Here is a 22,026-nt window from a genome sequence, read left to right as displayed (position 1 = left end):
GAGGACTCCCATGACCATGACCGCGCTGTTCCGACCCCAGACCACACCGACCGGACCGGCGGTGCCCGGCACCGACGAGGTCCTCACCGTCGAGGCGCTCGACTTCCTCACGGACCTGCACGCCCACTTCGCGGGCCGGCGGCACGACCTGCTGCTGGGCCGCCAGAACCGCCGGGTGCGCTTCTCCAACGGCGCCGACCCGGACTTCCTGCCGCTCACCGCGCACATCCGGGCCGACCCGTCCTGGCGCGTCGCCGGCCCCGGGCCCGGCCTGGAGGACCGACGCGTCGAGATCACCGGCCCGACCGACCGCAAGATGACGGTCAACGCCCTGAACTCGGGCGCGAAGGTGTGGCTGGCGGACCTGGAGGACGCCACCAGCCCGACGTGGACCAACATCGTCGGCGGCCAGAAGAACCTCATGGACGCCATCCGCGGCCGGATCGACTTCACCAGCCCCGAGGGCAAGGAGTACCGCGTCGGGCCGACGACGCCGACCATCGTCATGCGACCGCGCGGCTGGCACCTGACCGAGAAGCACCTCGACTTCACGGACCGCACGGGCCAGACCGGTGCCACGTCGGCGAGCCTGGTCGATGCCGGGCTGTACCTCTTCCACAACGCGCAGGCGCTGATCGACTCGGGCCGCGGGCCGTACCTCTACCTGCCCAAGCTGGAGGGGCACCTGGAGGCGCGCCTGTGGGACGAGGTGTTCCGCTACACGGAGGCCTACCTGGGCCTGCGGTACGGCTCGATCCGCGCGACCGTCCTGATCGAGACCATCACCGCGGCGTTCGAGATGGAGGAGATCCTCTACGAGCTGCGCGACCACTGCGCCGGCCTCAACGCGGGGCGCTGGGACTACATCTTCAGCGTCATCAAGAACTTCCGCGCCCGCGGTCCGCGCTTCGTCCTGCCCGACCGGTCGGCGGTGACCATGACCGTCCCGTTCATGAAGGCGTACACCGAGCTGCTCGTCGCGACCTGCCACAAGCGCGGCGCGCAGGCGATCGGCGGGATGAGCGCGTTCATCCCGGACCGTCGGGACCCGGAGGTCACGTCGCTGGCGCTCGCCCAGGTCACCGCGGACAAGCAGCGGGAGGCGGGCCAGGGGTACGACGGGACCTGGGTGGCCCATCCCGACCTCGTCCCGGTCGCTCGGGCGGTGTTCGACGAGGCCCTCGGCGACCGCGTCGACCAGCGCGACGTGCTGCGGTCGGACGTCCGGGTCACCGCGGCGCAGCTGCTCGACATCGCCTCGGCCGGCGGCGGCGAGCCGGGTGCCGTCACGGATGCGGGCCTGCGCGCGAACGTCTCGGTGGCCGTCCGGTATCTCGAGGCCTGGCTGCGCGGCAGCGGCGCGGTCGCCATCGACCACCTCATGGAGGACGCGGCGACGGCGGAGATCTCGCGCTCGCAGGTGTGGCAGTGGGTGCACCAGGAGATCGTCACGGCCGAGGGCACCCGCATCGACGCCGACCGCGTCCGCGCGGTCCTGCTCGCGGTCCTGTCCGAGCTGCCGCGCACCCCGCAGGACCGGTACGACGACGCGGCCGACCTGTTCGCGCAGGTCGCGCTCGCGGAGGACTTCCCGACGTTCCTCACGGTCCCCGCGTACACGCAGTTCCTCGTCGAGCGTCCGTGATCCTGGGGCGCGGTCCGTCGGACATCCCGGCGGGCCGCGTCCTGGCGGTCAGTAGCCTCGGCGCATGACTCTCCCGATCGACGAGCAGACCCGCATCCGCCGCCTGCCCGAGCGTCAGCGCACGGAGCGCGAGGAGCTGCACGCGATCCTCGACGCCGGGCTGGTCGCGCACGTCGCGTTCGTGCGGGACGGGCGGCCGGTCGTGATCCCGTTCCTCTACGCGCGCGACGGCGAGACGCTGCTCCTGCACGGGTCGACCGGCGGCGGGCTGTTCCTGTCCCCCGAGGGCATCGACGTGTCCGTCGGGGTGACGCACGTCGACGGCCTGGTGTTCGCGCGGTCGGTGTTCGACAGCTCGGCCAACTACCGCAGCGTCGTCGTCCACGGCCGTGCGGTCGCCGTGCCGGCCGACGAGAAGGAGGCCGCGCTGCTCGTCGTCTCCGAGCACCTCATGCCGGGCCGGTGGGACGAGGTCCGTCCCTCGACCCGTAAGGAGCTCGCGGCCACCTCGATCCTGCGCATCGGGCTGGACCGCGCGAGCGTGAAGGTGCGGGCGTACGGCGCCTCGCAGGAGCCCGACGACGGCGAGGACCGCGCGGTGTGGGCCGGCGTGCTCCCCCTGGCTCTGGTGGCGGGCGTGCCGGAACCGTCCACCGACGTCCCGGTCCCGCCCTCCGTCCAGGCGGCCGCCGCGAAGTTTCCTTACGACGCGATCGACTCGGGTACCGTCCGCGTGTGACCAAGCGCAGCTGGCTCGTCCTGATCGCGATCGACGTCGTCCTGCTCGCGATCTCGCTCGCCCTGATCCTGCCCACGGGCAACGTCGCGGCCGCCGGACTGGTCGTCATCACGTTCGTCGTCGTCCCGGCTGCCTTGTTCATGACGAACCGGAGCATCGAGCGCGCCAACCGGAAGCGCTCGGCCGCGCTGGAGAAGTCGCACCCCGGCTCGACGTTCCTCCCGTGCGTGACCGGACCCACGCAGGAGCCGCTCCTGAAGGCGGCCGGCGAGCGGACCACCAACGGCGTCGCGGCGACCCTCGTGTACGGACCCCGCGGGATCTCGGTCTGGTCCGGCAAGTCGGCCGAGACCAAGGTCTTCGCCTACCCGTGGTCTCGGATCGCCGGAGTCACCAGCGCCGCCGACGTCCGGACCTGGCAGAAGCGCACCACCACCGGCCTGCGCATCACGCTCACCGACGGCGAGCCCCAGGACGTCGCCGTCACGGTGCCGAAGCCCAAGGTCCCCGCGCTCGCCGAGAGCATCTGGGCGGCGCGGCCGGTGTGACCCGTCCGGCCTCGCGGCGGCCCCGCGGGATCGGCCAGGATCGAGGCATGACCGACGACGATCGACCGGTGCTGGTCACCGGCGGGACCGGGACCCTCGGACGTGCCCTGGTGCACACGCTCCTCGACGCGGGACGCGCGGTCCGCGTGCTCAGCCGCCAGGAGCGGTCGCCCGCGGTTCCCGACGAGGTCGAGTGGGTCGTCGGCGACCTGCTGACCGGTGACGGCCTGCTCGAGGCGCTCGACGGGGTGTCCGCGGTCGTCCACTGCGCGAGCAACCCGCGCAAGCCCGAGGAGGACCTCGACGCCGCCGTCCAGCTGATGCTCGCCGGCCGCGCCGCGCGCCTGCCGCACCTGGTCTACATCTCGATCGTCGGCATCGACGCCGTCCCGACCGCCTACTACCAGGCGAAGCTGCGGGTCGAGGAGATCGTCGAGGACAGCGGCCTTCCGTGGACCATCCTGCGCGCCACGCAGTTCCACGACTTCGTGGCCTTCCTGCTTGGCGCCCTGACCCAGGGACCCGTCGCGCTGGTGCCGCGCGGCATCAGCGACCAGCCGGTCGACGTGCGCGAGGTGGCGCTGCGGCTCGCCGCGCTGGCCTCGTCGGAACCCGCGGGTCGCGTGGACGACCTGGGTGGACCGCAGGTGCTCACCGTCGACGAGCTGATGCGCACCTACCTGGCGGTGACGGGCCGCCGTGCCCGTATCTGGCACATCCCCGCAGTCGGACCCCTCAAGCTCTACCGCGACGGCGGCCACCTCGCGCCCGACCACTCGACCGGCCGGATCACGTTCGCGGAGTGGCTTCAGCGCGGCGGGATGCTGGACGCCTCCGGCAGGTAGGTCCAGGTCCAGGTGCCCGCCGGGCCGACGACGACGTCCGCGCTGCCCCAGGTGCCGTCCGCGGTCACCGTGCAGAGGAACTCCATCCCCGCGATGACGGTCGCGGTGTCCGGGCACGTGGCCGTGACGGTCGGGCCCAGGCCGGCGACGAGCCCGGCCACGATCTCCTGCTCGAGCTCGGCGCGCCGGAAGGGGACGGCGGGCGCCTGGACGGCGGGCGCCGGCGCCTGCTCGCCGGCGGCCGGGGGCACGGGCTGCTGCACGACCGCAGGTGCGTCGGCGTGCGGGTGCGCGTCGTCGATCAGGTTCGTGACGAGCAGGGCGAGCTTGAGGGCGATGACGACGACCGCCAGCCCGGCCGGGACCGCGGCCACCGTGCGCTTGCGGCCGGGTCGACGCTGGGGCCCCGCGGTCCGGCCGTCGTCGCGCACGACCGGCGAGATCTCGTCCGTCGTGGCCCGCACGTGGTGCGACCAGCCGGCGCCGTCGAACCATCGCTGCTGGTTCCGGTCATTCGGGTCGAGGTACCAGCCCGGGGGCTGCGGTGCGGTCGTCGGGTACTTCACGCCCGTGCATCGGCACGCGCGCGCCGCCGCTTGATCGTTGCTTCGGGGTACTAGTTCTCGAAGAAGCAGAACGGGTGGCCGGCGGGGTCGAGCAGGACCCGGACGTCGTCCTGCGGCTGGAACGCGGCGAGGCGAGCGCCCGTGGCGAGGGCGTGCTCGACCCCTGCCGCAAGGTCGTCGACCCGGATGTCCAGGTGCAGCTGCATCTGGTTGTGGTCGACGGTGGCCGGCCAGACGGGCGGGCGGTACGCCTCGTCCGAGCTGAACGAGAGGCCGCTGCCGCCGCCGGGCGGGCGGAGCATGACCCAACCGGGCTCGTCGGCGATCACGGGCCAGCCGAGGAGCCGGTGGTAGAAGTCCGCGAGCGCGTTGGCGTCCTGCGACTCGAGGACGGTCGCCGAGAGCGAGAACCGGCGGCCCGCGTGGTCGTTCCAGGGTGCGGTCGGTGGAGTGCTCATCGCTCCAGGGTTCCCACGGCGTCCGCGGTTCGCCACCGGAGAAAACCCTTGGCAGTCCCGGGCAACCGGACGTACGTTCGTGTCACACGGGAAGGAGGTGGTCCAAGACATGATTTCTCTGAGGACGCGTGAGGTGACTGCCGGCTAGTCGCCCGGCAGCAGTTTTTCGGACGGATTGCATCCGCCCGCAGACCACCGGTCGGCGAGCGAATCCATGGCAGTCACCGCAGCCCGTGGGAGCCGCGAACTCGTCCCTCGCGGCAGGGCCCCTCGATGGGGTCCGGCCCACGGGCTGTTGCCTGCCCGTGGCAGTGTGGGGCCGTGGCCCTCAAGAACCCCGCTCAGATCGACGCCATGCGTCCCGCCGGCCGCTTCGTCGCCGGCGTCCTGTCCTCCCTGCGTGACGTCGCCCGCGAGGGGATGACCCTCAAGCAGCTCGACACGCACGCACACCAGATGATCGACGCCGCCGGCGCGCACTCGGTCTACCTGGGCTACCACCCCTCGTTCGGCGCGATGCCCTACCCGGGCGTCCTGTGCACCTCCGTCAACGACGCCGCGCTGCACGGGCTGCCGTCGGACTACGTGCTCGCCGACGGCGACGTCCTGTCCATCGACTTCGCCGCGCAGCTGCAGGGGTGGGTGGCCGACTCGGCGCTCACGTTCCAGATCGGCACGCAGGACCCGTCGGTGACCGCGCTCATCGAGACGACCGAGCGTGCCCTGGCCGCGGGCATCGCCAAGGCCCGCAACGGCGCGCGGATGGGCGACGTGTCGTCGGCGATCGGGACCATCGGGCGGGCCGGCGGCTACGGGATCAACGCGGACTTCGGCGGTCACGGCGTCGGGCGCACCATGCACGAGGACCCGCACGTGCCCAACCTCGGCCGCCCGGGCACGGGGCAGAAGCTCAAGACCGGCCTGGTCATCGCGATCGAGCCGTGGTTCATGGCGGGTGGCGACGACTACACGATCGACCCCGACGGCTGGACCATCCGCACCGCCGACGGCTCCGTGGCCGCCCACGCCGAGCACACGGTCGCCATCACCCCGGACGGCCCGCTGGTCCTCACCGCCCGCGACTGACCACCCGCCCCGGACGCCGCGGCGGCGGGTCGCTTGCAGCGCGGGGATAGATTGGATCGGTCCGGCGTACCCCGTCGCCATCAGCACGAAAGAGGCTGTCATGTCCGCGCTCGTCGATACCGCACCTCTCATCGGTCACGTCGTCGGGGGGCAGGTGACGACGCCCGACGGCTCCCGGACCCAGGACGTCCACAACCCCGCGACGGGGGAGGTGTCGGGTCGCGTCCTGCTGGCCGACCAGGCCGAGGTCGACGCGGTCGTCGCCGGGGCGCTCGCGGCGTCGGCTGCCTGGGCGCAGGAGCCCATCGGCAAGCGGGCCGGCGTGCTGTTCGCGTTCCGGGAGCAGCTCGTCGCGCACACCGACGAGCTCGCCGCGACGATCACCGCCGAGCACGGCAAGGTCATCGCCGACTCGCTCGGCGAGGTGGGTCGCGGGCTCGAGGTCGTGGAGTACGCGTGCGGCATCCCACAGCTGCTCAAGGGCGAGTACACCGACCAGGCCGCGACGGGCGTCGACGTGTTCTCGTTCCGGGAGCCGCTCGGCGTCGTCGCGGGCATCACGCCGTTCAACTTCCCCGCGATGGTCCCGCTGTGGATGTCGCCCATGGCCATCGCGACCGGCAACGCGTTCGTGCTCAAGCCGTCGGAGCGCGACCCGAGTTCGTCCCTCCTGCTGGCTCGCCTGTGGAAGGCCGCCGGGCTTCCCGACGGGGTCTTCTCCGTGCTGCAGGGAGACCGCGTGGCCGTCGACGGGCTGCTCACGCACCCGGACGTCTCGGCGGTCTCGTTCGTCGGCTCGACCCCGATCGCGCAGCACGTCTATGCGACGGCGACCGCTCATCGAAAGCGCGTGCAGGCCCTGGGCGGCGCCAAGAACCACGCGGTCGTCCTGGCCGACGCCGACCTGGACCTCGCCGCGACGCACCTGACCGGTGCGGCGTTCGGCGCCGCCGGCGAGCGATGCATGGCGATCTCGGTGGCGCTGGTCGTCGACGACGTGGCCGACGCGCTGCTGGAGCGGCTGAAGGCGGCCGCGGAGAAGGTCCGCGTCGCGCCGGGCAACGACCCGAACAGCGACATGGGTCCCGTGATCACCAAGGCCGCGCAGCTGCGGATCGAGGAGATCGTCACGGACGCGGTCTCCACGGGTGCCCGGGCGCTGGTGGACGGTCGCGGGCACACGGTCGACGGGTTCGAGGGCGGCTACTTCGTCGGCCCCACGGTGCTCGACCGTGTCACCACCGACATGCGCGCGTACGCCGAGGAGATCTTCGGGCCGGTGCTGGTCGTGCTCCGGGTGGCCGACCTGGACGAGGCGATCGCCCTGGTCAACGCCAACCCGTACGGCAACGGCACCGCGATCTTCACGTCCTCGGGCGACGCCGCGCGCACGTTCCAGCGGGCCGTGCACGTGGGCATGATCGGCATCAACGTGCCCATCCCCGTGCCCGTCGGCTGGCACTCGTTCGGCGGGTGGAAGGACTCGCTGTTCGGGGAGAGCCACATCTACGGCCCTGAGGCGGTCCGCTTCTACACGCGCAACAAGGTGGTCACCAGCCGCTGGCCCAGCTCCCCTGCCACGGCCAAGTTCCACTTCGGCCGCACGACGAGCCACTGAACCACCCGCAACGTCCGCACTCGTGGGGCCTCTGACCTCCACGAGTGCGGACGTTGCTGTCGGTGCAGGCGTCCGGCCCTACAGCGAGCGCTGGTAGGTACGCATGGCGCGGACCGACCACCAGGCGACCACGGCCGCGAGGGCCGCGAGCCACAGGGCGCGGGTTCCGACGACGGACCAGTCCACCGCCGGGGACATCGCGGTGCGGGCGATCTCGACGGCCCAGGTCAGGGGGTTGAGCTGGGAGACCGTCTCGACCCAGGACGGCAGCAGCGACGCGGGCATCAGGGCCGTCGACAGGAACGTCGCCGGCAGCACGATGATCGTCGAGATGCCGATGAGGGCGGTCTGGTCGCGGGCGAGCAGCGCGACCGCCGCCGAGAGCGAGCAGAACGCGGCGGCGAGCAGGATCGACGCGCCGAGCGCGACGAGGAGACCGAGCACCCCGCCGTCGTAGGACGCGCCGGCCAGGAAGCCGATCCCGAGCACGCACAGCCCCTGCACGAAGCAGATCATCAGCTGCTGCACCAGCTGACCGGCCACGAGCGACGAGCGGTGCACCGGCGAGGTGAGCATGCGATCCATGACGCCGGAGCGGATGTCGTCGATGAAGCCGGTGCCCGCCCAGGCGCCGGAGTACAGGACGGTCATCATGAGGATGCCCGGCACCAGGAAGGTCATGTAGTCCTCGGAGCCGAAGCCGGGGACCGTCGCGACCGACGAGAACACGTTGCCGAACAGCAGCAGCCAGATCACCGGCTGGATGATCGCCACGCCGAGGCCCCAGGGCTGACGGAACCCGTCGACGGTCCAGCGGCGGGTGACCTGCGAGGTCTGGGTGACCCAGGACGCGGTGGTGCTCATCGGGCGACCTCCAGCTCGGGCGCGGACGTCCACGACCGGCCCGCGAAGGCCAGGTAGACGTCGTCGAGGGTGGGACGGGAGACGCCGACGGCGCCGTGCCGGATGCCTGCGGCCTGCAGGGCGGCGATGACGGCGCCCACGGCGGCGGGCCCGTCGGAGGTGCGCGCGACGAGGCGACCGGTGGGCCCCTCGACGTGCACGGAGACGTCGCGCAGGAGCGCGACGGACGACGCGACGTCCCGCACGAGTGCGGCATCCGGCTCGACGAGGTCGACGGACAGGGTGTCGCCCTCGAGCGTCGCCTTGAGCGCCTCCGGCGACCCGGCGGCCACGACCCGCCCGCGGTCGACGACGGTCAGGCCGTCGGCCAGCCGGTCGGCCTCCTCGAGGTAGTGCGTGGTGAGCACGACGGTCAGCTCGTCCTCGCCGGCCAGCCGCCGGATCTCGGCCCACATCGCGGAGCGGGCCTCGGGGTCCAGGCCGGTGGTGGGCTCGTCGAGGAACAGCACGGACGGGGTCCCGACGAGCCCCAGGGCCACGTCGAGCTTGCGGCGCGTGCCGCCCGAGAGCTTGCCGGCGCCGCGGTCGGCGAACTCGGCGAGCCCGAAGCGGTCGACGAGGACTGCGGCCCTGGAGGCCGACGACGACCGCGACAACCCGCGAAGCCGCGCGGCCATCACGAGGTTCTCGCGCGGGGTGAGCAGAGGGTCGGCGCCGGTCCCCTGGGACACGTAGCCGATGGCCCGCCGGACCGCGGCGGCGTCACGGACGACGTCGTGGCCGGCCACGCGCGCGGTGCCGGACGTGGCCCGGGCGAGCGTGGTGAGCACCTTGGTGGTGGTGGACTTGCCGGCGCCGTTGGGGCCGAGCAGCCCGTGCACGGTGCCGGCGGGGATGGAGAGAGTGAGCCCGTCGAGGGCCCGCACGTCCGGTCGGCCGCGGCCGCCGGGGTAGGTCTTGACCAGGTCGAGCGCGTCGACGGCTGTGTCTTGGGGCATGGGACTGCCTTCGGGTCGAGCCGGTTCTTGCACCGGCGGATGGGCCGACCGAGGAGCCACCTATGCTGGGAGTGCAGCGGATCGCACAGGTGCCCTTGCGGGTCTCGGTCGGTTCGTGGTGGTCGGCCCGGGTGTTCCAGCACCTGGGCCGACCTTCTTCGCGCTCGGGTGAGCGCGAGATCTAGGGCGGCGAGGACGTGTAGGAGGCGAGCGCCTCGGCCAGCTCGTCGGGGGTCAGGCGCCCGCCCGCCAGGGTGCGTTCGTGCAGCTCGCGCCACAGGTGCACGCCGTCGAACGAGCCGTCCGCGATGCTCGTCGCGAGCCCCACGACGAAGCCGTGCTCGGCGGTCAGGATGGCGATCTCGTAGGCGCTCTCGAGCGTGAAGATCGCGGGCAGGCCCATCGCGGCGGACTCGTCGATGCCGGCGCGCAGGGTGCTCAGCGAACGCTCGAGCGTCGCCTGTCGCAACCGCAGCAGCCGGACGACGTCGTCGGGACCCAGCAGGGGCAGGAACGAGAGCGCGGCCTCGAACTGCGGGAACTCCTTGGCGGGCGTGCGGACCAGGTCGGTGAGCCAGTCGATGGCCTCGGTCGCGCCGGAGTCGGTGAGCCGGTAGACGGTGCGCGTGGGCCGGTTGCCGTCGCGCTCGGTGGACGCGGCCTCGATCAGCCCGTGCTTCACCAGGGAGTCGACGACCGAGTACAACGAGCCGAAGTTGAGCTTCACCGACTCGTCCTTGCGCCGCTCGCGCAGGGTCATCGACATCTCGTACGGGTGCATCGGCCGCTCCCACAGGAGCGCGAGGACGGCGAGGGCCAGGGGGTTGCTCCGCGATCGTGCCGCCATGCCCGCCACCTCCGACGCGTATCGTCCGATTCCGAATGCTCGACTCAGAGTATATCGCGTCTATGTCGCGTCTCAACCCCCAGATGCGACGACGTCCGTGCGATGTGAGGAATCGTGTCGGCACGTCGTGCGACGATCGAGCGTGCCTCAGCCCTACGCCGTGATGGTCGTCTGCACGGGAAACATCTGCCGCTCACCGATGGCCGAGGTGGTGCTGCGCGAGCGGTTCGACGCGGCGGGCCTGGGCGACCGCGTCGTCGTCGACTCGACGGGGATCAGCGACGAGGAGCACGGCAACCCGATCGACCGGCGCGCGCGGGCGGTGCTCGTCGCGCACGGGTACGACCCGGCCGACGGCCACCACGCCCGACGGGTGCGCGCCTCGGACCTGCCGTCGCACGACCTCGTCCTGGCGATGACGTCCGCGCACGCGCGGGCGCTGCGGCAGCTCGGCGACGCCGACGTGCGCATGTACCGGTCGTTCGACCCGGATGCGCCCGTGGGCCGGGCCGAGCACGCGCTCGACGTCGACGACCCCTGGTACGGCGGCGCCGCGGACTTCGAGGCCTGCCTCGCGCAGGTCGAGGCGGCGGCCGACGGCGTCGTCGCGTACGTGCGCGGCGTGCTCTAGAGCCAGCGGTTGCGGCGGAACGCCATGTACAGCGCCACGCAGATGACGCCGATCCCCCCGACGACGACGTAGAACCCGTACGGGGCACCCGACCCGGGGATCACGTCGAAGTTCATGCCGTAGATGCCGGCGACCGCGGTCGGGACGATCGCGATGGCCGCCCACGACGAGATCTTGCGCATGTCGGAGTTCTGCTGGATGCCGACCCGGTTCTGCTCCATGCTCACCTGCGCCAGGTCGGCCTGCATGACGTTGGTGAGCAGGGCATCGGCGGCCTCGACGAGCTCGGCGGCGTGCAGCGCGTGGTCCTGCACGTCGCGGAAGTAGGGCCGCGCGTATGCCGGGATGTTCGGGACGGTCTCGTCGGCGAGCCGGGTCAGGGGGCCGACGAGCGGGACGACGGCCCTGCGGAACTGCTGCACCTCGCGCTTGAGCTTGTAGATGCGCTCGGCGTGGTCGCTGCTCGGGTCGTCACCGAACACCTGGTCCTCGATCTCGTCGAGGTCGACCTCGATCGCGGCGGTGACGTCGAGGTACTGGTCGACGGCCTTGTCCATGATGCCGTGCAGCACCGCCGCGGGACCGTGCTGGAGCATCTCGGGGTCGCCCTCGAGCGCCTCGCGCACCTGCGCGGGGATCGTCGTGACGCCGTGCCGGACGACGATGGCGAAGCGGTGGCCGACGAAGATCGCGAGCTCGCTGACCTCGACCACCTCGACGTGGTCGACGTAGAACACAGGCTTGACCACGGCGAACGTCAGCGACCCGTAACGGTCCAGCTTGGGCCGCTGGTGAGACGCGATGGCGTCCTCGATGGCCAGCTCGGGCAGCTCGAACGCCTCGGCGAGCGCGGCGAACTCCTCCTGCGTCGGGTCGTGCAGGCCGATCCAGACGAAGCCGTCCTCCTTCTCCGCCTCCCGCATCGCGACGGTCAGGTCGTCGAGACGGTGCAGGCGTCGGCCCCCGGCGTACAGCGCGCAGTCCACGATCACGGTTCCGAGGCTAAGGCTCCCCGCGCGCGGGCCCGGGACCCGCGCCAGACTGAACGTGACCGTGCAGAACCCGGCGGTCCTACCTCGGAGGCTGACGTGAAGTTCGAGATCTGGAAGGACAAGGCCGGCGAGTTCCGGTTCCGGCTCGTCGCGACGAACGGCAACGTGCTCGCGAGCAGCGAGGGCTACACGACGAAGGCGAACGCGCAGGGTGCGATCGCCCGCATCCAGTCGGACGCGGCGAACGCCGCGGTCGTCGACAACAGCTGATCGCGGGCGGCCGCGGCCCGAAGGCCGGGCCGCCCGGTCGGGCGTCAGGCGACGCGGACGACGATCTTGCCCCGCACGTGGCCCGTCTCGCTGGCGCGATGGGCATCCGCGGCGTCGGCGAGCTCGAAGACCTCTGCCACCTCGACGTTCACCGTGCCGGCATCGATGAGTGCCGTCAGCGCGTCCAGGTCGTCGTGGTCCGGTCGGACCCAGACGTAGTGGCCGCCGAGCTCCTCGCGTGCCGCGGCGTCGACGACGGAGGCCACCACGCCGTCGGCGGCCAGCACGCCCCGGGCGGTGGGCACGAGGTCGTCGCCGCCGAAGTCGAGCACCACGTCGACGCCGTGCGGTGCGAGCGCGCGCACACGCTCCACGACACCCTCGCCGTACATGACCGGCTCGGCACCCAGGCCGCGCAGGTACTCGTGGTTGCGCTCGGACGCGGTGCCGATGACGCGAGCCCCGAGCGACCGGGCGATCTGCACCGCGAACGCGCCGACCCCGCCCGCGGCGGCCAGCACGAGCACGGTCTGCCCGGAGGCGACACCGGACCGGCGGATCGCCTGGTACGCCGTGAGCCCGGCGAGCGGGACCGCGGCGGCCTCCTCGAACGTCAGCGTGGCCGGCTTGCGCGCGAGGGTCCGCACGGGCGCCGCGACAAGCTCGGCGAACGTCCCGCCCTGCACCCAGTCGCGGCGGACGTAGCCGTAGACCTCGTCGCCGACCCGCAGCTCCGGGGTGTCCAGGCCAACGCGCTCGACGACCCCGGCGACGTCCCATCCGGGGACCGCGGGGAAGGTCACGTCCATGATCGGGTCCAGGTAGCCCGCGCGGACCTTCCAGTCGACCGGGTTGACCGAGGCGGCGCGCACGCGCACCAGGACGCTGTCGGGGCCGACCTTCGGGGTGGGGAGCTCGGTGAGACCGAGCACGCTGGCGTCGCCGTAGCGGGAGTAGGTGATGGCTCGCATACCTCTGGCAACGGGGTGGACGGCGCCCGTGTTTCCGACGGGGACGTGATGTCGGTCGCTCGTGCGCCACCATGGCTCCATGAAGGTTGCCTCCCGCGCGCACGTCCCGCCGTTCGCCGTCATGGAGATCCTGGCTGCCGCGAACGCCCGCCGGGCCGCGGGCGAGAACATCCTCAACCTCTGCGCCGGCGAGCCGTCGACGGGTGCGTCCGAGGTCGTGCGGCAGCGCGCGATCGACCTGCTGACCGCGGGCGACCTGGGGTACACCGAAGCCCTCGGCGCACCGGGCATGCGTGCGGCGATCGCCCAGCACTACCGCGACTGGTACGACGTCGACATCGAACCCGGCCGGATCGCGGTGACCACGGGGTCGTCGGGCGGCTTCCTGCTCGCGTTCCTCGCCGCGTTCGACGTGGGCGACCGCGTGGCGCTGGGCGTGCCCGGCTACCCGGCGTACGCGAACATCCTGGCGGCGCTCGGCTGCGAGGTCGTCACCCTGCCCTGCGGCCCCGAGACGCGGTACCAGCCGACGGTCGCGCAGCTGGAAGCCCTGACGCAGCCGATCGACGGCCTGGTCGTCGCCTCTCCCGCCAACCCGACCGGCACGATGATCGACCCGGCCGAGCTCGCCGCGCTGGCCGACTGGTGCGGCGCGCACGGCGTCCGGCTGATCAGCGACGAGATCTACCACGGCATCACCTACGACTCCTCGACGCCCCCGACCGCGGCGTCCTACCTGGCGCAGGGCGCCGTCGTCGTGAACTCGTTCTCCAAGTATTGGGCGATGACGGGCTGGCGCCTGGGCTGGCTCGTCCTCCCGGACGACCTCGTCTCCGCGGTGGGAGCGCTCGCCGGCAACGTGGCCCTCTGCCCGCCCGCGCTCGCCCAGCACGCCGGCGTCGCCGCGTTCAGCCCGTCCGGCTACGCCGCAGCGCGGGAGAACGTGGCCCGCTACGCGTCGTCGCGCGCGTTGCTCCTCGAGCGCCTGCCCGAGCTCGGCTGGACGCGCATCGCCCCGGCCGACGGGGCGTTCTACCTCTACGCCGACATCTCGGCCAGCGGCCTCGACTCGATCACGTGGTGCGCCCGGCTCCTCGACGAGGCCGGCGTGGCCCTGACTCCGGGCACCGACTTCGACCCCGTCGACGGGCGCCGGTGGGTCCGGCTGTCGTTCGCGTCGTCGGTCGAGGTGGTCGGCGAGGCGATCGAGCGCATCGTGGCCTGGCAGGCGACGCTCTAGCTCAGGCGCGGGCGTAGCGCCGGACGAACGCCGCGAGGATCCGTGGCGGCACGGAGACGTCCGTGGCGCGGACCCGCGCGACGACCTCCTCGAGCTCCGCCGGCGGGAAGTAGCCGTACCCGGAGTACGTGCGGATGCGCCCGACGATGCCGTCGACGTCGAGCTCGGGGTGGAACTGGGTGGCGTAGAGGTTGGTTCGGACCCGGAACATCTGCACCGGGCACGCGGGCGACGAGGCGAGGAGCGTCGCGGTGCTGGGGAGCACACGGCACGCCTCCTTGTGCCCGACGTACGCGTCGAAGCGGAGTGGGAGCCCGGCGAGCAGCGGGTCGGCCACGCCCTCGTCGGTGAGGGTGATCGGCACGGCGCCGATCGGCTCGCCGTACGTCGTGTCGATCACCCCGCCCTGGTGCACGCCGAGCGTCCCGACGCCGTAGCAGGCGCCGAGGAACGGGAAGTCCCGAGTGACCACCTCGTCGAGCAGCACGGACATCTCGGCCTCGACCCGGGTCTGTGCGTCGGACTTGCTCGACGCACTCGCGTCGAACGGGCTTCCCCCGACGAAGACGCCCGACAGGCCGTCCAGATCGAGGTCGGGCATGGTGGTCGACTCCAGCCGGACCCGGAGCAGATCGTCCGAGGCCAGCCCGCCGAACCGCAGGAACGCCGCGTACTCGCCGTCGGCGGCGTCGTCCTGCGAGCGCGTGGCGAGCAGCACGAACGGCCTCATCCCCGCAGGCTCCCAGCGGCGGCCCCGGGACGCGACCGCACGACGTAGGTTTGTCGTCGTGCCGCTTCCCGCGCTGGTCCCCCTCGGGCCGCCCCTGACCCGTGAGCAGCTCGCGCGCGGGTCGCGGCACCTGCTGCTCGCGGAGCTCGGGGTCGACGGACAGCGACGGCTGCGGAACGCGAAGGTGTGCGTGATCGGCGCCGGTGGGCTCGGGGCGCCGGTCCTGCAGTACCTCGCGGCGGCGGGGGTCGGCACGATCGGGATCGTCGACGACGACGTCGTGGACGTTAGCAACCTCCAGCGTCAGGTGATCCACGGGACGGCGGACGTGGGCCGGGCGAAGGTCGACAGCGCGGCCGAGTCGATCGCGGCGCTCGACCCGGACATCGTCGTGACGACGCACGGCGAGCGGCTGACCAGCCAGAACGTCGACGCGATCCTGAGCGGGTACGACGTCGTCGTCGACGGCACGGACAACTTCGCCACCCGCTACCTGGTCAACGACGCGTGCGTGCGGCTCGGGCTCCCCGAGGTCTGGGGGTCGGTGCTGCGGTTCGACGCGCAGACGACCGTGTTCTGGGGGCGCCACGGCCCGCAGCTGCGCGACCTCTTCCCCGAACCGCCCGCCGCCGACGAGGTCCCGTCCTGCGCGGAGGCCGGCGTGCTCGGCGCGCTGTGCGGTCAGGTCGGCTCCGTCATGGCGACCGAGGTGGTCAAGCTGGTCACCGGCACCGGAGAATCGCTGCTCGGCCGCGTGCTCGTGATCGACGCGCTGCGCGGCCGCTGGTCCGAGGTCCCGCTCATCGGCACGCAGCACATCGCCCCCCCGCGCAAGGAGAGCACCATGCCCGACGACGTCCCGATCACCACCGCGCCCGAGCTCGTGGCCCGACTGGCCGCCCGCGAGGCCGGCGCCGACGACTTCCTGCTCATCGACGTGCGCGAGCCGGAGGAGTTCGCCGCCGGGGCGATCCCCGGGGCGGTCCTGATCCCGCTCGGCAGCGTGCTCGACGGCTCGGCGCTGGACGGCCTGCCGCGCGACCAGGAGATCGTCGTGCAGTGCCAGGTCGGCGGGCGCTCCCTGACCGCCGCGCGCGTGCTGCGCGGGCTCGGGTACGACGCGAGCAACCTCGACGGCGGCATCCTCGCCTGGTACGCAGCCAGCTGACCGTGCGACCACTCGACGACCACCGCGCCGCAGCCCTGGCGCTCGCCGAGCCGCTCGCGGCGCAGGAGCGCGCGCTCGACGAGCTGGACGGGATGGTCCTGGCACAGGACGTCCGCAGCGACGAGTACCTGCCCCGGTGGGACAACTCGGCGATGGACGGCTACGCCGTGCGCGCGGCCGACATCTACCCCGGCGTCACGCTGCGGGTGGTCGCGGAGCTCGCGGCGGGTTCCGACGAGGAGCCTGAGGTCACCGCCGGGACGGCCGCCCGCATCATGACGGGAGCGCCGCTGCCCGCCGGCGCGGACGCGGTCGTGCCGGTCGAGGACACCGACGGCGGGACGTCGTGGGTGTCCGTCGCGCTCGTGCCGGAGGAGGGCGCGCACATCCGTCGAGCCGGCGAGGACGCCGTCCCCGGCGACCTCGTCGTCGCCGCGGGGACGGCCCTCGGCCCGGCGCACATCGCGGCGATCGCGTCCGTCGGCCGCGCGTCGGCGCTCGTGCACCGTCGTCCGCGGGTCGCGGTCGTGTCGACCGGCGACGAGCTCGTCGCGCCCGGGACCCCGCTGCTGCGCGGTCAGCTCCCCGACTCGAACTCGTGGCTGCTCGCGGCCGCGGTCCGGGAGGCCGGCGGCATCCCGGTGCGGCTCGGGCCGGTCGCCGACGACCCGGACGCGCTGCACGCGCTGCTGCTGGGCATCGAGGACGTCGACCTCGTCGTCACCTCGGGTGGCGTGAGCATGGGCGCGTACGACGTGGTCAAGGCCGCGCTCGCCGACGAGCCCGACGTCGAGTTCGTCCGCGTCGCCGTGCAGCCGGGCAAGCCGCAGGGGTTGGGGCGCCTGGCGAACGGCATCCCGATCGTCACGCTGCCGGGCAACCCGGTCAGCTCGTTCGCCTCGTTCGAGATGTTCGTCCGGCCCGCGCTGCGCCGGATGGCCGGGCACGCGGACGTCGAGCGGCCCACCGTGACCGCGATCAGCGACGACGCCTGGACCACGCCCCCCGACCGCGCCCAGATTATGCCCGTGCGGTACGTGTCGGACGGCGGCCACCCGCACGTCGTGCGCGCCACCGGACGCGGCTCCGGCTCGCACCTCGTCGCGCGGCTCGCGCTGGCGGAGGGGCTCGCCGTGATCCCCGCGTCGGTGGAGGCTGTGTCCGTGGGCGATCGGGTACGAGTGATGAGGGTCAGGCCATGAGCGACCAGCCGTTCACACACCTCGACAGCGCCGGGCACGCCCGGATGGTCGACGTCACCGCCAAGCAGCCGACCGTCCGCGCGGCGACGGCGTCGGGTCGGGTCGTCTGCGGGCCGGAGGTCGTCGCGGCCCTGCGCTCCGGCGGGGTGCCCAAGGGCGACGTGCTCGCGGTCGCGCGGATCGCGGGCATCTCGGCCGCCAAGCGCACGGCCGAGCTGCTCCCGCTCGCGCACGTGATCGGCGTGCACGGCGTGGTCGTGGACCTGACGATCACCGACGACGGCGTCGACATCACCGCCACCGTCCGGACCGCCGACCGCACGGGCGTCGAGATGGAGGCGCTGACCGCCGTGTCCGTGGCCGCGCTCGCCGTCGTCGACATGGTCAAGGGGATCGACAAGTCGGTGCGGATCGCGGACGTGCGGCTCGAGGCGAAGTCCGGCGGGAAATCGGGCGACTGGGTGCGGCCGGACGATGCCTGAGGCCGCGTTCGACGCTGTCGTCCTCGCCGGCGGCCGGGGTTCGCGCCTCGGCGGGCCGTCCAAGCCGGAGGTCGTGGTCGGCGGCCGGGCGCTGCTGGACCACGCCCTGGCGGCGGTGAGCGATGCCTCCCGGGTGGTGGTCGTCGGACCACCGTCGGTGGCGCGTCCCGGCATCCCGACCGTGCTCGAGGACCCGCCCGACGGCGGCCCGGTCGCGGGGCTGGCAGCGGGGCTGGCGGCGCTGGCCTCCCTCTCGTCGACCAGCGAGTACGTCGTCGTCCTGGCCTGCGACATCCCCCGCGCCGGAGCCGCGCTCCCGGCCCTCCGCGCGGCGACGTCGGCCGACGGCGTGGACGGTGCGCGCCTGGTCAGCCCGGACGGACACCCGCAGCACCTCGTCGCGGTCTACCGCTCCAGCGCCCTGACAGCGGCGCTGCTTCGGCTCCCGACCGTGCACGGGGCCTCGATGCGCGCGCTGACGACCGGCCTGACACTGGTGGACGTCCCCGACACCGACGACTCGGCCGCCGACGCCGACACCTGGCCCGACGTCGCACGACTGGACGCGGAACTGACGGCTGAGAGGATCGACCCATGACCGACGACCCGCGCCGCGCCCCGGGCGCCGACCTGCCCGTCTGGATCGACCAGCTCTGCGTGGCGCTCGGCGTGGACCGTGAGCTCGTCGACATCGACCGCATCCTCGAGGTGTCCAGCGGGGTCGCGCACCAGGTCGCGCGACCCGCGGTCCCGGTGACCATGTTCGTCGCTGGCCTCGCGGCCGCCGGCACGGACCCGGCCGCCGTCGAGCACCTGCTCGCCGCGATCGACGAGCGGGCCGCTGCGTGGGAGTGATCAGCGTGCGCTACTTCGCGGCCGCGGCGGAGGCCGCCGGTGTCGACACGGAGCAGCTCGAGGCGGGGTCGGCCGACCAGGTGCGGGCGGCGATGGTCGACGCGCATCCCGCGCTCGCGGCGGTGCTGGGCCGCTGCGCGCTGCTGGCCGACGGCGTCCGGGTCGACGGGCCCGACCCGGTGCGAGCCGGCGCGACGCTCGACGTGCTCCCCCCGTTCGCCGGCGGCTAGCCGCCGATCGCGCTCATCGGGCGGTCGGGCTGCAGGAACGACGGGTCGTCGATGTCGTGGCCGGCCTTCTTGCCGGCCAGGCAGCGGCGGTAGGCCTCGGCCAGCGCCTCGTCGACGTCGGACGGGATCGGCGCGGGCCGCGGGGCCGCGCTCGTGCCGATGCGCAGCGCCTGCGCCGCACCGACGCCGATCGCCGAGCCGTCGGTGGGCTCCGCACCCCGCAGCAGCTCGCGGACGTCCGTCTCCGTCTGCGAGAACAGGCACGCGCGCAGCTGCCCGTCGGCCGTGAGCCGCAGGCGGTCGCACGCGCCGCAGAAGGGCGCGGTCACCGAGGCGATGACGCCGACGGTCTCGGGTCCGCCGTCGACGGTCCACAGCTCGGCGGGTGCGGCGCCGCGGCCCGGCACCTCGGTGAGCGTGAACGCCTCACGCAGGCGGCCCAGGATCTCGGCCTGCGTCACCATCTCGGCGCGGTCCCAGGTGTGCCCCGCGTCCAGCGGCATCTGCTCGATGAACCGCATCTGGTACCCGCGGTCCACAGCGAACCGGGTCAGGGCCACCACCTCGTCGTCGTTGACCCCGCGCATCGCGACCGCGTTGATCTTCACGGGGTGCAGTCCGGCGGCGTCCGCCGCCGCGATCCCGGCCAGGGTCTCGACGAGCTTGTCGCGGCGGGTCAGCTGCAGGAACTTCTGGCGGTCCAGCGTGTCCAGGCTGATGTTCACGCGCGACAGTCCGGCGTCCCTGAGCTGCGAGGCGAGCCCGGGCAGGCGCAGCGCGTTCGTCGTCAGCGAGACCTCGGGGCTGCCCGACGGACCGTGCAGCGCGGTGAGCCGACGGACCACGTCCACGATGTCGACGCGCAGCAGCGGCTCGCCGCCCGTCAGCCGGATCTCCGTGATGCCGAGCTCCACGCCCACGCGGGCGACGTGCACGATCTCGTCTGTGCTCAGCATGGTCGAGCGCGCCAACCACGGGACGCCGTCGGCGGGCATGCAGTAGGTGCAGCGCAGCGAGCAGCGGTCGGTCAGCGAGATGCGCAGGTCGCGGTGCTCGCGCCCGAACCGGTCGACCAAGGTCATGTCATCCCCACCCAGACGTGTGATCCGTCCTCCAGTACCTCACGTTTCCACACCGGCAGCTCTGCCTTGACCTTCTCGACGAGGGCGCGGCAGACGTCGAACGCCTCCGCCCGGTGCGAGGTGGCGACCGCCGCGACGATCGCGGCCTCCCCGACCGCCAGGTGGCCGATCCGGTGAGAGACCGCGACGCCGAGCACGTCGTCGTCGGCCGCGAACGACGACGCGATCTGCGCCAGCACGGCCGGTGCATCGGGATGCGCGGAGTAGTCGAGCCCTATAACCCGTCCGGTGACCGACGGGTCGTGGTCACGCACGAGCCCCACGAACGTCGCGACCGCACCCGCCCGCGGACCACTGACGTGTTCCACGTGAAACAGCAGGTCGAGGGGCTCGTCGACGACGCGGGCGATCATCCGTGGTCACCGCCGCGCAGCTGGTCGAGCAGGTGCGGGAGCAGCGGCAGCAGCACGTCGAGCCCCTCCGAGACCCCACCGGGCGAGCCCGGCAGGTTGACGACGACGGCTCCGTCCGCGGTGACCCCCGCGAGCCCGCGCGACAGGACGGCCGTCGGGACGGTCGCGGCGCCGACCCGTCGGATCGCCTCGGGGATGCCCGGGAGCTCGTGGGCGAGCAGCGGTCGCGTGCCCTCGGGCGTGCGGTCGCGAGGACCGACGCCGGTGCCGCCGGAGGTGATCACCACCCGCGCGCCCGCGTCGACGGCGGCGCGCACGGCTGCCTCGACCGACGCGGCGCCGTCCGGGACGACGACCACCGGCGCCACCGTGTACCCGCTCGCCTGCAGCCGGCCCGCGGCGAGCGGCCCGGACCGGTCGGCCCGCGTGCCGGCGGCGGACCGGTCGGAGACCACGACGACGACCGCCGGGACGCGGTCGGTCGACGGGTGGCTCATCACGCCAGCCTAACGAGCGGCGAGGAGAGAGCCGTCCTGATGAATCCCGCCCTCGGTCGCCGGCCGTGGCGATCGTCGCCCCTATCCTGCTCGGCGCGGGCACGGTCCGCCCCCTCCGCCCCCCGCGGGGGCGGGCTCCTGCAGGGGGGAACGCGCACATGTCCAACTGGGGCGACCCGAACCAGCGCCCGGCCGAGCCGCCCTACGGCCAGCCGCAGCCGACCCACGGCCGGCCGCTGCCCTATGAGCAGCCACACGCGCAGCCGCAGCCGTACGGCCAACCGCAGCCGCACGTCCAGCACCCCACGTCGTACTCCCCGCCGCAGGCCCACGGGCAGCCCGACCCGGGTAGCTACGCGGCCGCGCAGCACGCGCAGCACCTCGCGCAGCTCGACGCGATGCACCGCTCCGCCGACCGCCAGGCCGTGCTGATCCGCTGGGGCATCGGTGCCGCGCTGCTGGCCTTCCTCTTCTTCCGGACGTACCGGCAGGGCCTGTCCGGCGTGGCGGCCGTCTGCGGGATGCTGGCGGTCGTCCTCGTCGCGTTCGTCGTCGGCGGGTTGGTCTCGAGGTCGATGACCGGTGGTCGTCACCGCGCGGTCATGGCCGCCCGGCCGGGCCTGGAGGTCGTCGAGGCGTGGGGTGCTCGCGGTCTGCATGCGGCGCTGTCGGCCGCGGGGATCACGCCGACCAGGGTGCGCAAGACCGCTGCGACGTCCCTGTCCGTGGTGCCGTCCGACCAGGGCATCGAGCTGTGGACCGGGCGGCGGTCGACGGCGGCAGTCCTGGTCGCGATCCCCTGGTCGTCGGTTGTCGCGATCGACGAGTCCCGCGGCTCGATCACCAACGACGGCACACGTCCCGCGATCATGCTCGTGACGGCGATCGGGCAGAACCTGCTGCTGGTGCCGCGCCGGCGCACGAACGGCGGCCGCGTGCTGGCCGCCCGCGACCTGCGGGTGCTCGTCGCGCGGCTCGAGGAGCTGCGGGTCCGGGCGCTGGGACGGTAGGCCCGTTCGACACCCCCGGCAGGTACGCTGAGCCCACAA

The 22,026-nt window shown here is 73.1% G+C and carries 27 protein-coding genes; 16 read left to right on the top strand and 11 right to left on the bottom strand.

Annotation, left to right across the window (positions count from 1 at the left end; genetic code table 11):
• The first annotated feature begins 10 nt into the window (after window positions 1-10).
• The 4 genes from aceB to AC1DZC_RS17170 all read left to right on the top strand — a co-directional run bounded on the left by aceB (window position 11) and on the right by AC1DZC_RS17170 (window position 3,777).
• A complete protein-coding gene (gene aceB / locus AC1DZC_RS17185) occupies window positions 11-1,645 on the top strand; it encodes a malate synthase A (protein WP_477044114.1) in 1,635 nt (544 codons plus the stop codon).
• Between the two features lie 64 nt (window positions 1,646-1,709).
• A complete protein-coding gene (locus AC1DZC_RS17180) occupies window positions 1,710-2,384 on the top strand; it encodes a pyridoxamine 5'-phosphate oxidase family protein (RefSeq protein ID WP_477037734.1) in 675 nt (224 codons plus the stop codon).
• On the top strand, window positions 2,381-2,932 hold the full coding sequence (locus AC1DZC_RS17175) for a hypothetical protein (RefSeq protein ID WP_477044113.1): 552 nt from the start codon (window positions 2,381-2,383) through the stop codon (window positions 2,930-2,932). Before AC1DZC_RS17180 ends, AC1DZC_RS17175 begins: the two co-directional genes overlap by 4 nt.
• A 47-nt stretch (window positions 2,933-2,979) precedes the next feature.
• The gene (locus AC1DZC_RS17170; RefSeq protein ID WP_477044112.1) at window positions 2,980-3,777 is read left to right on the top strand and encodes an SDR family oxidoreductase; all 798 of its coding nucleotides are present in this window, start codon (window positions 2,980-2,982) and stop codon (window positions 3,775-3,777) included.
• Here the strand turns inward: AC1DZC_RS17170 and AC1DZC_RS17165 are convergent.
• Together AC1DZC_RS17165 and AC1DZC_RS17160 are read right to left on the bottom strand one after the other, a co-directional pair.
• The gene (locus AC1DZC_RS17165; protein ID WP_477044111.1) at window positions 3,741-4,343 is read right to left on the bottom strand and encodes a DUF2510 domain-containing protein; all 603 of its coding nucleotides are present in this window, start codon (window positions 4,341-4,343) and stop codon (window positions 3,741-3,743) included. The genes AC1DZC_RS17170 and AC1DZC_RS17165 overlap by 37 nt on opposite strands.
• A gap of 50 nt (window positions 4,344-4,393) precedes the next feature.
• Window positions 4,394-4,801: a VOC family protein gene (locus AC1DZC_RS17160; RefSeq protein WP_477037738.1), complete on the bottom strand. Its 408-nt coding sequence runs from the start codon at window positions 4,799-4,801 to the stop codon at window positions 4,394-4,396.
• A gap of 321 nt (window positions 4,802-5,122) precedes the next feature.
• Between AC1DZC_RS17160 and map the strand changes: the two genes are divergently transcribed.
• Window positions 5,123-5,887, top strand: a complete 765-nt coding sequence (gene map / locus AC1DZC_RS17155) for a type I methionyl aminopeptidase (protein WP_477037739.1) — start codon at window positions 5,123-5,125, stop codon at window positions 5,885-5,887.
• Between the two features lie 100 nt (window positions 5,888-5,987).
• Window positions 5,988-7,505 carry a CoA-acylating methylmalonate-semialdehyde dehydrogenase gene (locus AC1DZC_RS17150; protein WP_477037740.1) on the top strand — a complete coding sequence of 506 codons (1,518 nt, stop codon included), beginning with the start codon at window positions 5,988-5,990 and terminating at the stop codon, window positions 7,503-7,505.
• Between the two features lie 78 nt (window positions 7,506-7,583).
• Here the strand turns inward: AC1DZC_RS17150 and AC1DZC_RS17145 are convergent, their stop codons facing one another.
• From AC1DZC_RS17145 to AC1DZC_RS17135, 3 genes are all read right to left on the bottom strand, one after another.
• On the bottom strand, window positions 7,584-8,369 hold the full coding sequence (locus AC1DZC_RS17145) for an ABC transporter permease (protein WP_477044110.1): 786 nt from the start codon (window positions 8,367-8,369) through the stop codon (window positions 7,584-7,586).
• Complete coding sequence (locus tag AC1DZC_RS17140) at window positions 8,366-9,367, bottom strand: ABC transporter ATP-binding protein (protein WP_477044109.1); 1,002 nt, start codon at window positions 9,365-9,367, stop codon at window positions 8,366-8,368. Before AC1DZC_RS17140 ends, AC1DZC_RS17145 begins: the two co-directional genes overlap by 4 nt.
• Window positions 9,368-9,548: 181 nt before the next feature.
• A complete protein-coding gene (locus tag AC1DZC_RS17135; protein WP_477044108.1) occupies window positions 9,549-10,214 on the bottom strand; it encodes a PadR family transcriptional regulator in 666 nt (221 codons plus the stop codon).
• Window positions 10,215-10,377: 163 nt separating this feature from the next.
• Between AC1DZC_RS17135 and AC1DZC_RS17130 the strand changes: the two genes are divergently transcribed.
• Complete coding sequence (locus AC1DZC_RS17130) at window positions 10,378-10,845, top strand: low molecular weight protein-tyrosine-phosphatase (RefSeq protein ID WP_477044125.1); 468 nt, start codon at window positions 10,378-10,380, stop codon at window positions 10,843-10,845.
• Here the strand turns inward: AC1DZC_RS17130 and AC1DZC_RS17125 are convergent.
• Window positions 10,842-11,837 carry a magnesium and cobalt transport protein CorA gene (locus AC1DZC_RS17125; RefSeq protein WP_477037744.1) on the bottom strand — a complete coding sequence of 332 codons (996 nt, stop codon included), beginning with the start codon at window positions 11,835-11,837 and terminating at the stop codon, window positions 10,842-10,844. The genes AC1DZC_RS17130 and AC1DZC_RS17125 overlap by 4 nt on opposite strands.
• Window positions 11,838-11,933: 96 nt before the next feature.
• On the opposite strand from AC1DZC_RS17125, the gene AC1DZC_RS17120 reads away from it, so the two are divergent.
• Complete coding sequence (locus AC1DZC_RS17120) at window positions 11,934-12,107, top strand: YegP family protein (protein WP_477037745.1); 174 nt, start codon at window positions 11,934-11,936, stop codon at window positions 12,105-12,107.
• Between the two features lie 44 nt (window positions 12,108-12,151).
• Here the strand turns inward: AC1DZC_RS17120 and AC1DZC_RS17115 are convergent, their stop codons facing one another.
• Window positions 12,152-13,078, bottom strand: coding sequence for an NADP-dependent oxidoreductase (locus tag AC1DZC_RS17115; protein ID WP_477044107.1), 927 nt, complete (start codon window positions 13,076-13,078; stop codon window positions 12,152-12,154).
• Window positions 13,079-13,157: 79 nt separating this feature from the next.
• Here AC1DZC_RS17115 and AC1DZC_RS17110 point away from each other — a divergent pair, with 79 nt between their 5' ends.
• Window positions 13,158-14,318 carry a pyridoxal phosphate-dependent aminotransferase gene (locus AC1DZC_RS17110; protein ID WP_477037747.1) on the top strand — a complete coding sequence of 387 codons (1,161 nt, stop codon included), beginning with the start codon at window positions 13,158-13,160 and terminating at the stop codon, window positions 14,316-14,318.
• 1 nt (window position 14,319) lies between these two features.
• Here the strand turns inward: AC1DZC_RS17110 and AC1DZC_RS17105 are convergent, their stop codons facing one another.
• Entirely contained in the window at window positions 14,320-15,048 is a 729-nt protein-coding gene (locus AC1DZC_RS17105) for a glutamine amidotransferase (protein WP_477044106.1), read from the bottom strand.
• A 58-nt stretch (window positions 15,049-15,106) separates the two neighbouring features.
• On the opposite strand from AC1DZC_RS17105, the gene moeB reads away from it, so the two are divergent.
• Genes moeB through AC1DZC_RS17075 form a run of 6 tightly spaced genes read left to right on the top strand, consistent with a single transcriptional unit; the run spans window position 15,107 to window position 18,985 of the window.
• Window positions 15,107-16,216, top strand: coding sequence for a molybdopterin-synthase adenylyltransferase MoeB (gene moeB / locus AC1DZC_RS17100; protein WP_477044105.1), 1,110 nt, complete (start codon window positions 15,107-15,109; stop codon window positions 16,214-16,216).
• 2 nt (window positions 16,217-16,218) lie between these two features.
• Window positions 16,219-17,418: a molybdopterin molybdotransferase MoeA gene (locus tag AC1DZC_RS17095; protein WP_477044104.1), complete on the top strand. Its 1,200-nt coding sequence runs from the start codon at window positions 16,219-16,221 to the stop codon at window positions 17,416-17,418.
• Window positions 17,415-17,900 (top strand): cyclic pyranopterin monophosphate synthase MoaC, encoded by a 486-nt coding sequence (gene moaC / locus AC1DZC_RS17090; protein ID WP_477037752.1) that lies wholly within the window; start codon window positions 17,415-17,417, stop codon window positions 17,898-17,900. Before AC1DZC_RS17095 ends, moaC begins: the two co-directional genes overlap by 4 nt.
• Entirely contained in the window at window positions 17,893-18,498 is a 606-nt protein-coding gene (gene mobA / locus AC1DZC_RS17085; protein ID WP_477037753.1) for a molybdenum cofactor guanylyltransferase, read from the top strand. Before moaC ends, mobA begins: the two co-directional genes overlap by 8 nt.
• On the top strand, window positions 18,495-18,755 hold the full coding sequence (locus AC1DZC_RS17080) for a DUF6457 domain-containing protein (RefSeq protein WP_477037754.1): 261 nt from the start codon (window positions 18,495-18,497) through the stop codon (window positions 18,753-18,755). The genes mobA and AC1DZC_RS17080 overlap by 4 nt, the downstream gene beginning before the upstream one ends.
• The gene (locus tag AC1DZC_RS17075) at window positions 18,752-18,985 is read left to right on the top strand and encodes a MoaD/ThiS family protein (protein WP_477044124.1); all 234 of its coding nucleotides are present in this window, start codon (window positions 18,752-18,754) and stop codon (window positions 18,983-18,985) included. The genes AC1DZC_RS17080 and AC1DZC_RS17075 overlap by 4 nt, the downstream gene beginning before the upstream one ends.
• Here the strand turns inward: AC1DZC_RS17075 and moaA are convergent.
• The 3 genes from moaA to AC1DZC_RS17060 are packed head-to-tail and all read right to left on the bottom strand — an operon-like array spanning window position 18,982 to window position 20,977.
• Window positions 18,982-20,067: a GTP 3',8-cyclase MoaA gene (gene moaA, locus AC1DZC_RS17070; RefSeq protein ID WP_477037755.1), complete on the bottom strand. Its 1,086-nt coding sequence runs from the start codon at window positions 20,065-20,067 to the stop codon at window positions 18,982-18,984. The two genes, AC1DZC_RS17075 and moaA, sit on opposite strands and share 4 nt — an antisense overlap.
• Entirely contained in the window at window positions 20,064-20,480 is a 417-nt protein-coding gene (locus AC1DZC_RS17065) for a molybdenum cofactor biosynthesis protein MoaE (protein ID WP_477044103.1), read from the bottom strand. The genes moaA and AC1DZC_RS17065 overlap by 4 nt, the downstream gene beginning before the upstream one ends.
• Window positions 20,477-20,977, bottom strand: coding sequence for a MogA/MoaB family molybdenum cofactor biosynthesis protein (locus AC1DZC_RS17060; protein ID WP_477044102.1), 501 nt, complete (start codon window positions 20,975-20,977; stop codon window positions 20,477-20,479). Before AC1DZC_RS17060 ends, AC1DZC_RS17065 begins: the two co-directional genes overlap by 4 nt.
• Window positions 20,978-21,135: 158 nt before the next feature.
• Here AC1DZC_RS17060 and AC1DZC_RS17055 point away from each other — a divergent pair, with 158 nt between their 5' ends.
• Window positions 21,136-21,987, top strand: a complete 852-nt coding sequence (locus AC1DZC_RS17055) for a hypothetical protein (RefSeq protein ID WP_477044101.1) — start codon at window positions 21,136-21,138, stop codon at window positions 21,985-21,987.
• The last annotated feature ends 39 nt before the right edge of the window (window positions 21,988-22,026 follow it).

This window comes from Cellulomonas sp. P2_B4 (genome assembly GCF_056404795.1).
This window is presented reverse-complemented; position numbering and strand designations above follow the sequence as displayed.

Coding starts and splice junctions, on each gene's coding strand:
- aceB (WP_477044114.1), top strand. CDS start 11: ATGACCATGACCGCGCTGTTCCGACCCCAGACCACACCGACCGGACCG.
- AC1DZC_RS17180 (WP_477037734.1), top strand. CDS start 1,710: ATGACTCTCCCGATCGACGAGCAGACCCGCATCCGCCGCCTGCCCGAG.
- AC1DZC_RS17170 (WP_477044112.1), top strand. CDS start 2,980: ATGACCGACGACGATCGACCGGTGCTGGTCACCGGCGGGACCGGGACC.
- AC1DZC_RS17160 (WP_477037738.1), bottom strand. CDS start 4,801: ATGAGCACTCCACCGACCGCACCCTGGAACGACCACGCGGGCCGCCGG.
- AC1DZC_RS17150 (WP_477037740.1), top strand. CDS start 5,988: ATGTCCGCGCTCGTCGATACCGCACCTCTCATCGGTCACGTCGTCGGG.
- AC1DZC_RS17145 (WP_477044110.1), bottom strand. CDS start 8,369: ATGAGCACCACCGCGTCCTGGGTCACCCAGACCTCGCAGGTCACCCGC.
- AC1DZC_RS17140 (WP_477044109.1), bottom strand. CDS start 9,367: ATGCCCCAAGACACAGCCGTCGACGCGCTCGACCTGGTCAAGACCTAC.
- AC1DZC_RS17135 (WP_477044108.1), bottom strand. CDS start 10,214: ATGGCGGCACGATCGCGGAGCAACCCCCTGGCCCTCGCCGTCCTCGCG.
- AC1DZC_RS17130 (WP_477044125.1), top strand. CDS start 10,378: ATGGTCGTCTGCACGGGAAACATCTGCCGCTCACCGATGGCCGAGGTG.
- AC1DZC_RS17115 (WP_477044107.1), bottom strand. CDS start 13,078: ATGCGAGCCATCACCTACTCCCGCTACGGCGACGCCAGCGTGCTCGGT.
- AC1DZC_RS17110 (WP_477037747.1), top strand. CDS start 13,158: ATGAAGGTTGCCTCCCGCGCGCACGTCCCGCCGTTCGCCGTCATGGAG.
- AC1DZC_RS17105 (WP_477044106.1), bottom strand. CDS start 15,048: ATGAGGCCGTTCGTGCTGCTCGCCACGCGCTCGCAGGACGACGCCGCC.
- moaC (WP_477037752.1), top strand. CDS start 17,415: ATGAGCGACCAGCCGTTCACACACCTCGACAGCGCCGGGCACGCCCGG.
- mobA (WP_477037753.1), top strand. CDS start 17,893: ATGCCTGAGGCCGCGTTCGACGCTGTCGTCCTCGCCGGCGGCCGGGGT.
- AC1DZC_RS17080 (WP_477037754.1), top strand. CDS start 18,495: ATGACCGACGACCCGCGCCGCGCCCCGGGCGCCGACCTGCCCGTCTGG.
- moaA (WP_477037755.1), bottom strand. CDS start 20,067: ATGACCTTGGTCGACCGGTTCGGGCGCGAGCACCGCGACCTGCGCATC.
- AC1DZC_RS17065 (WP_477044103.1), bottom strand. CDS start 20,480: ATGATCGCCCGCGTCGTCGACGAGCCCCTCGACCTGCTGTTTCACGTG.
- AC1DZC_RS17060 (WP_477044102.1), bottom strand. CDS start 20,977: ATGAGCCACCCGTCGACCGACCGCGTCCCGGCGGTCGTCGTCGTGGTC.
- AC1DZC_RS17055 (WP_477044101.1), top strand. CDS start 21,136: ATGTCCAACTGGGGCGACCCGAACCAGCGCCCGGCCGAGCCGCCCTAC.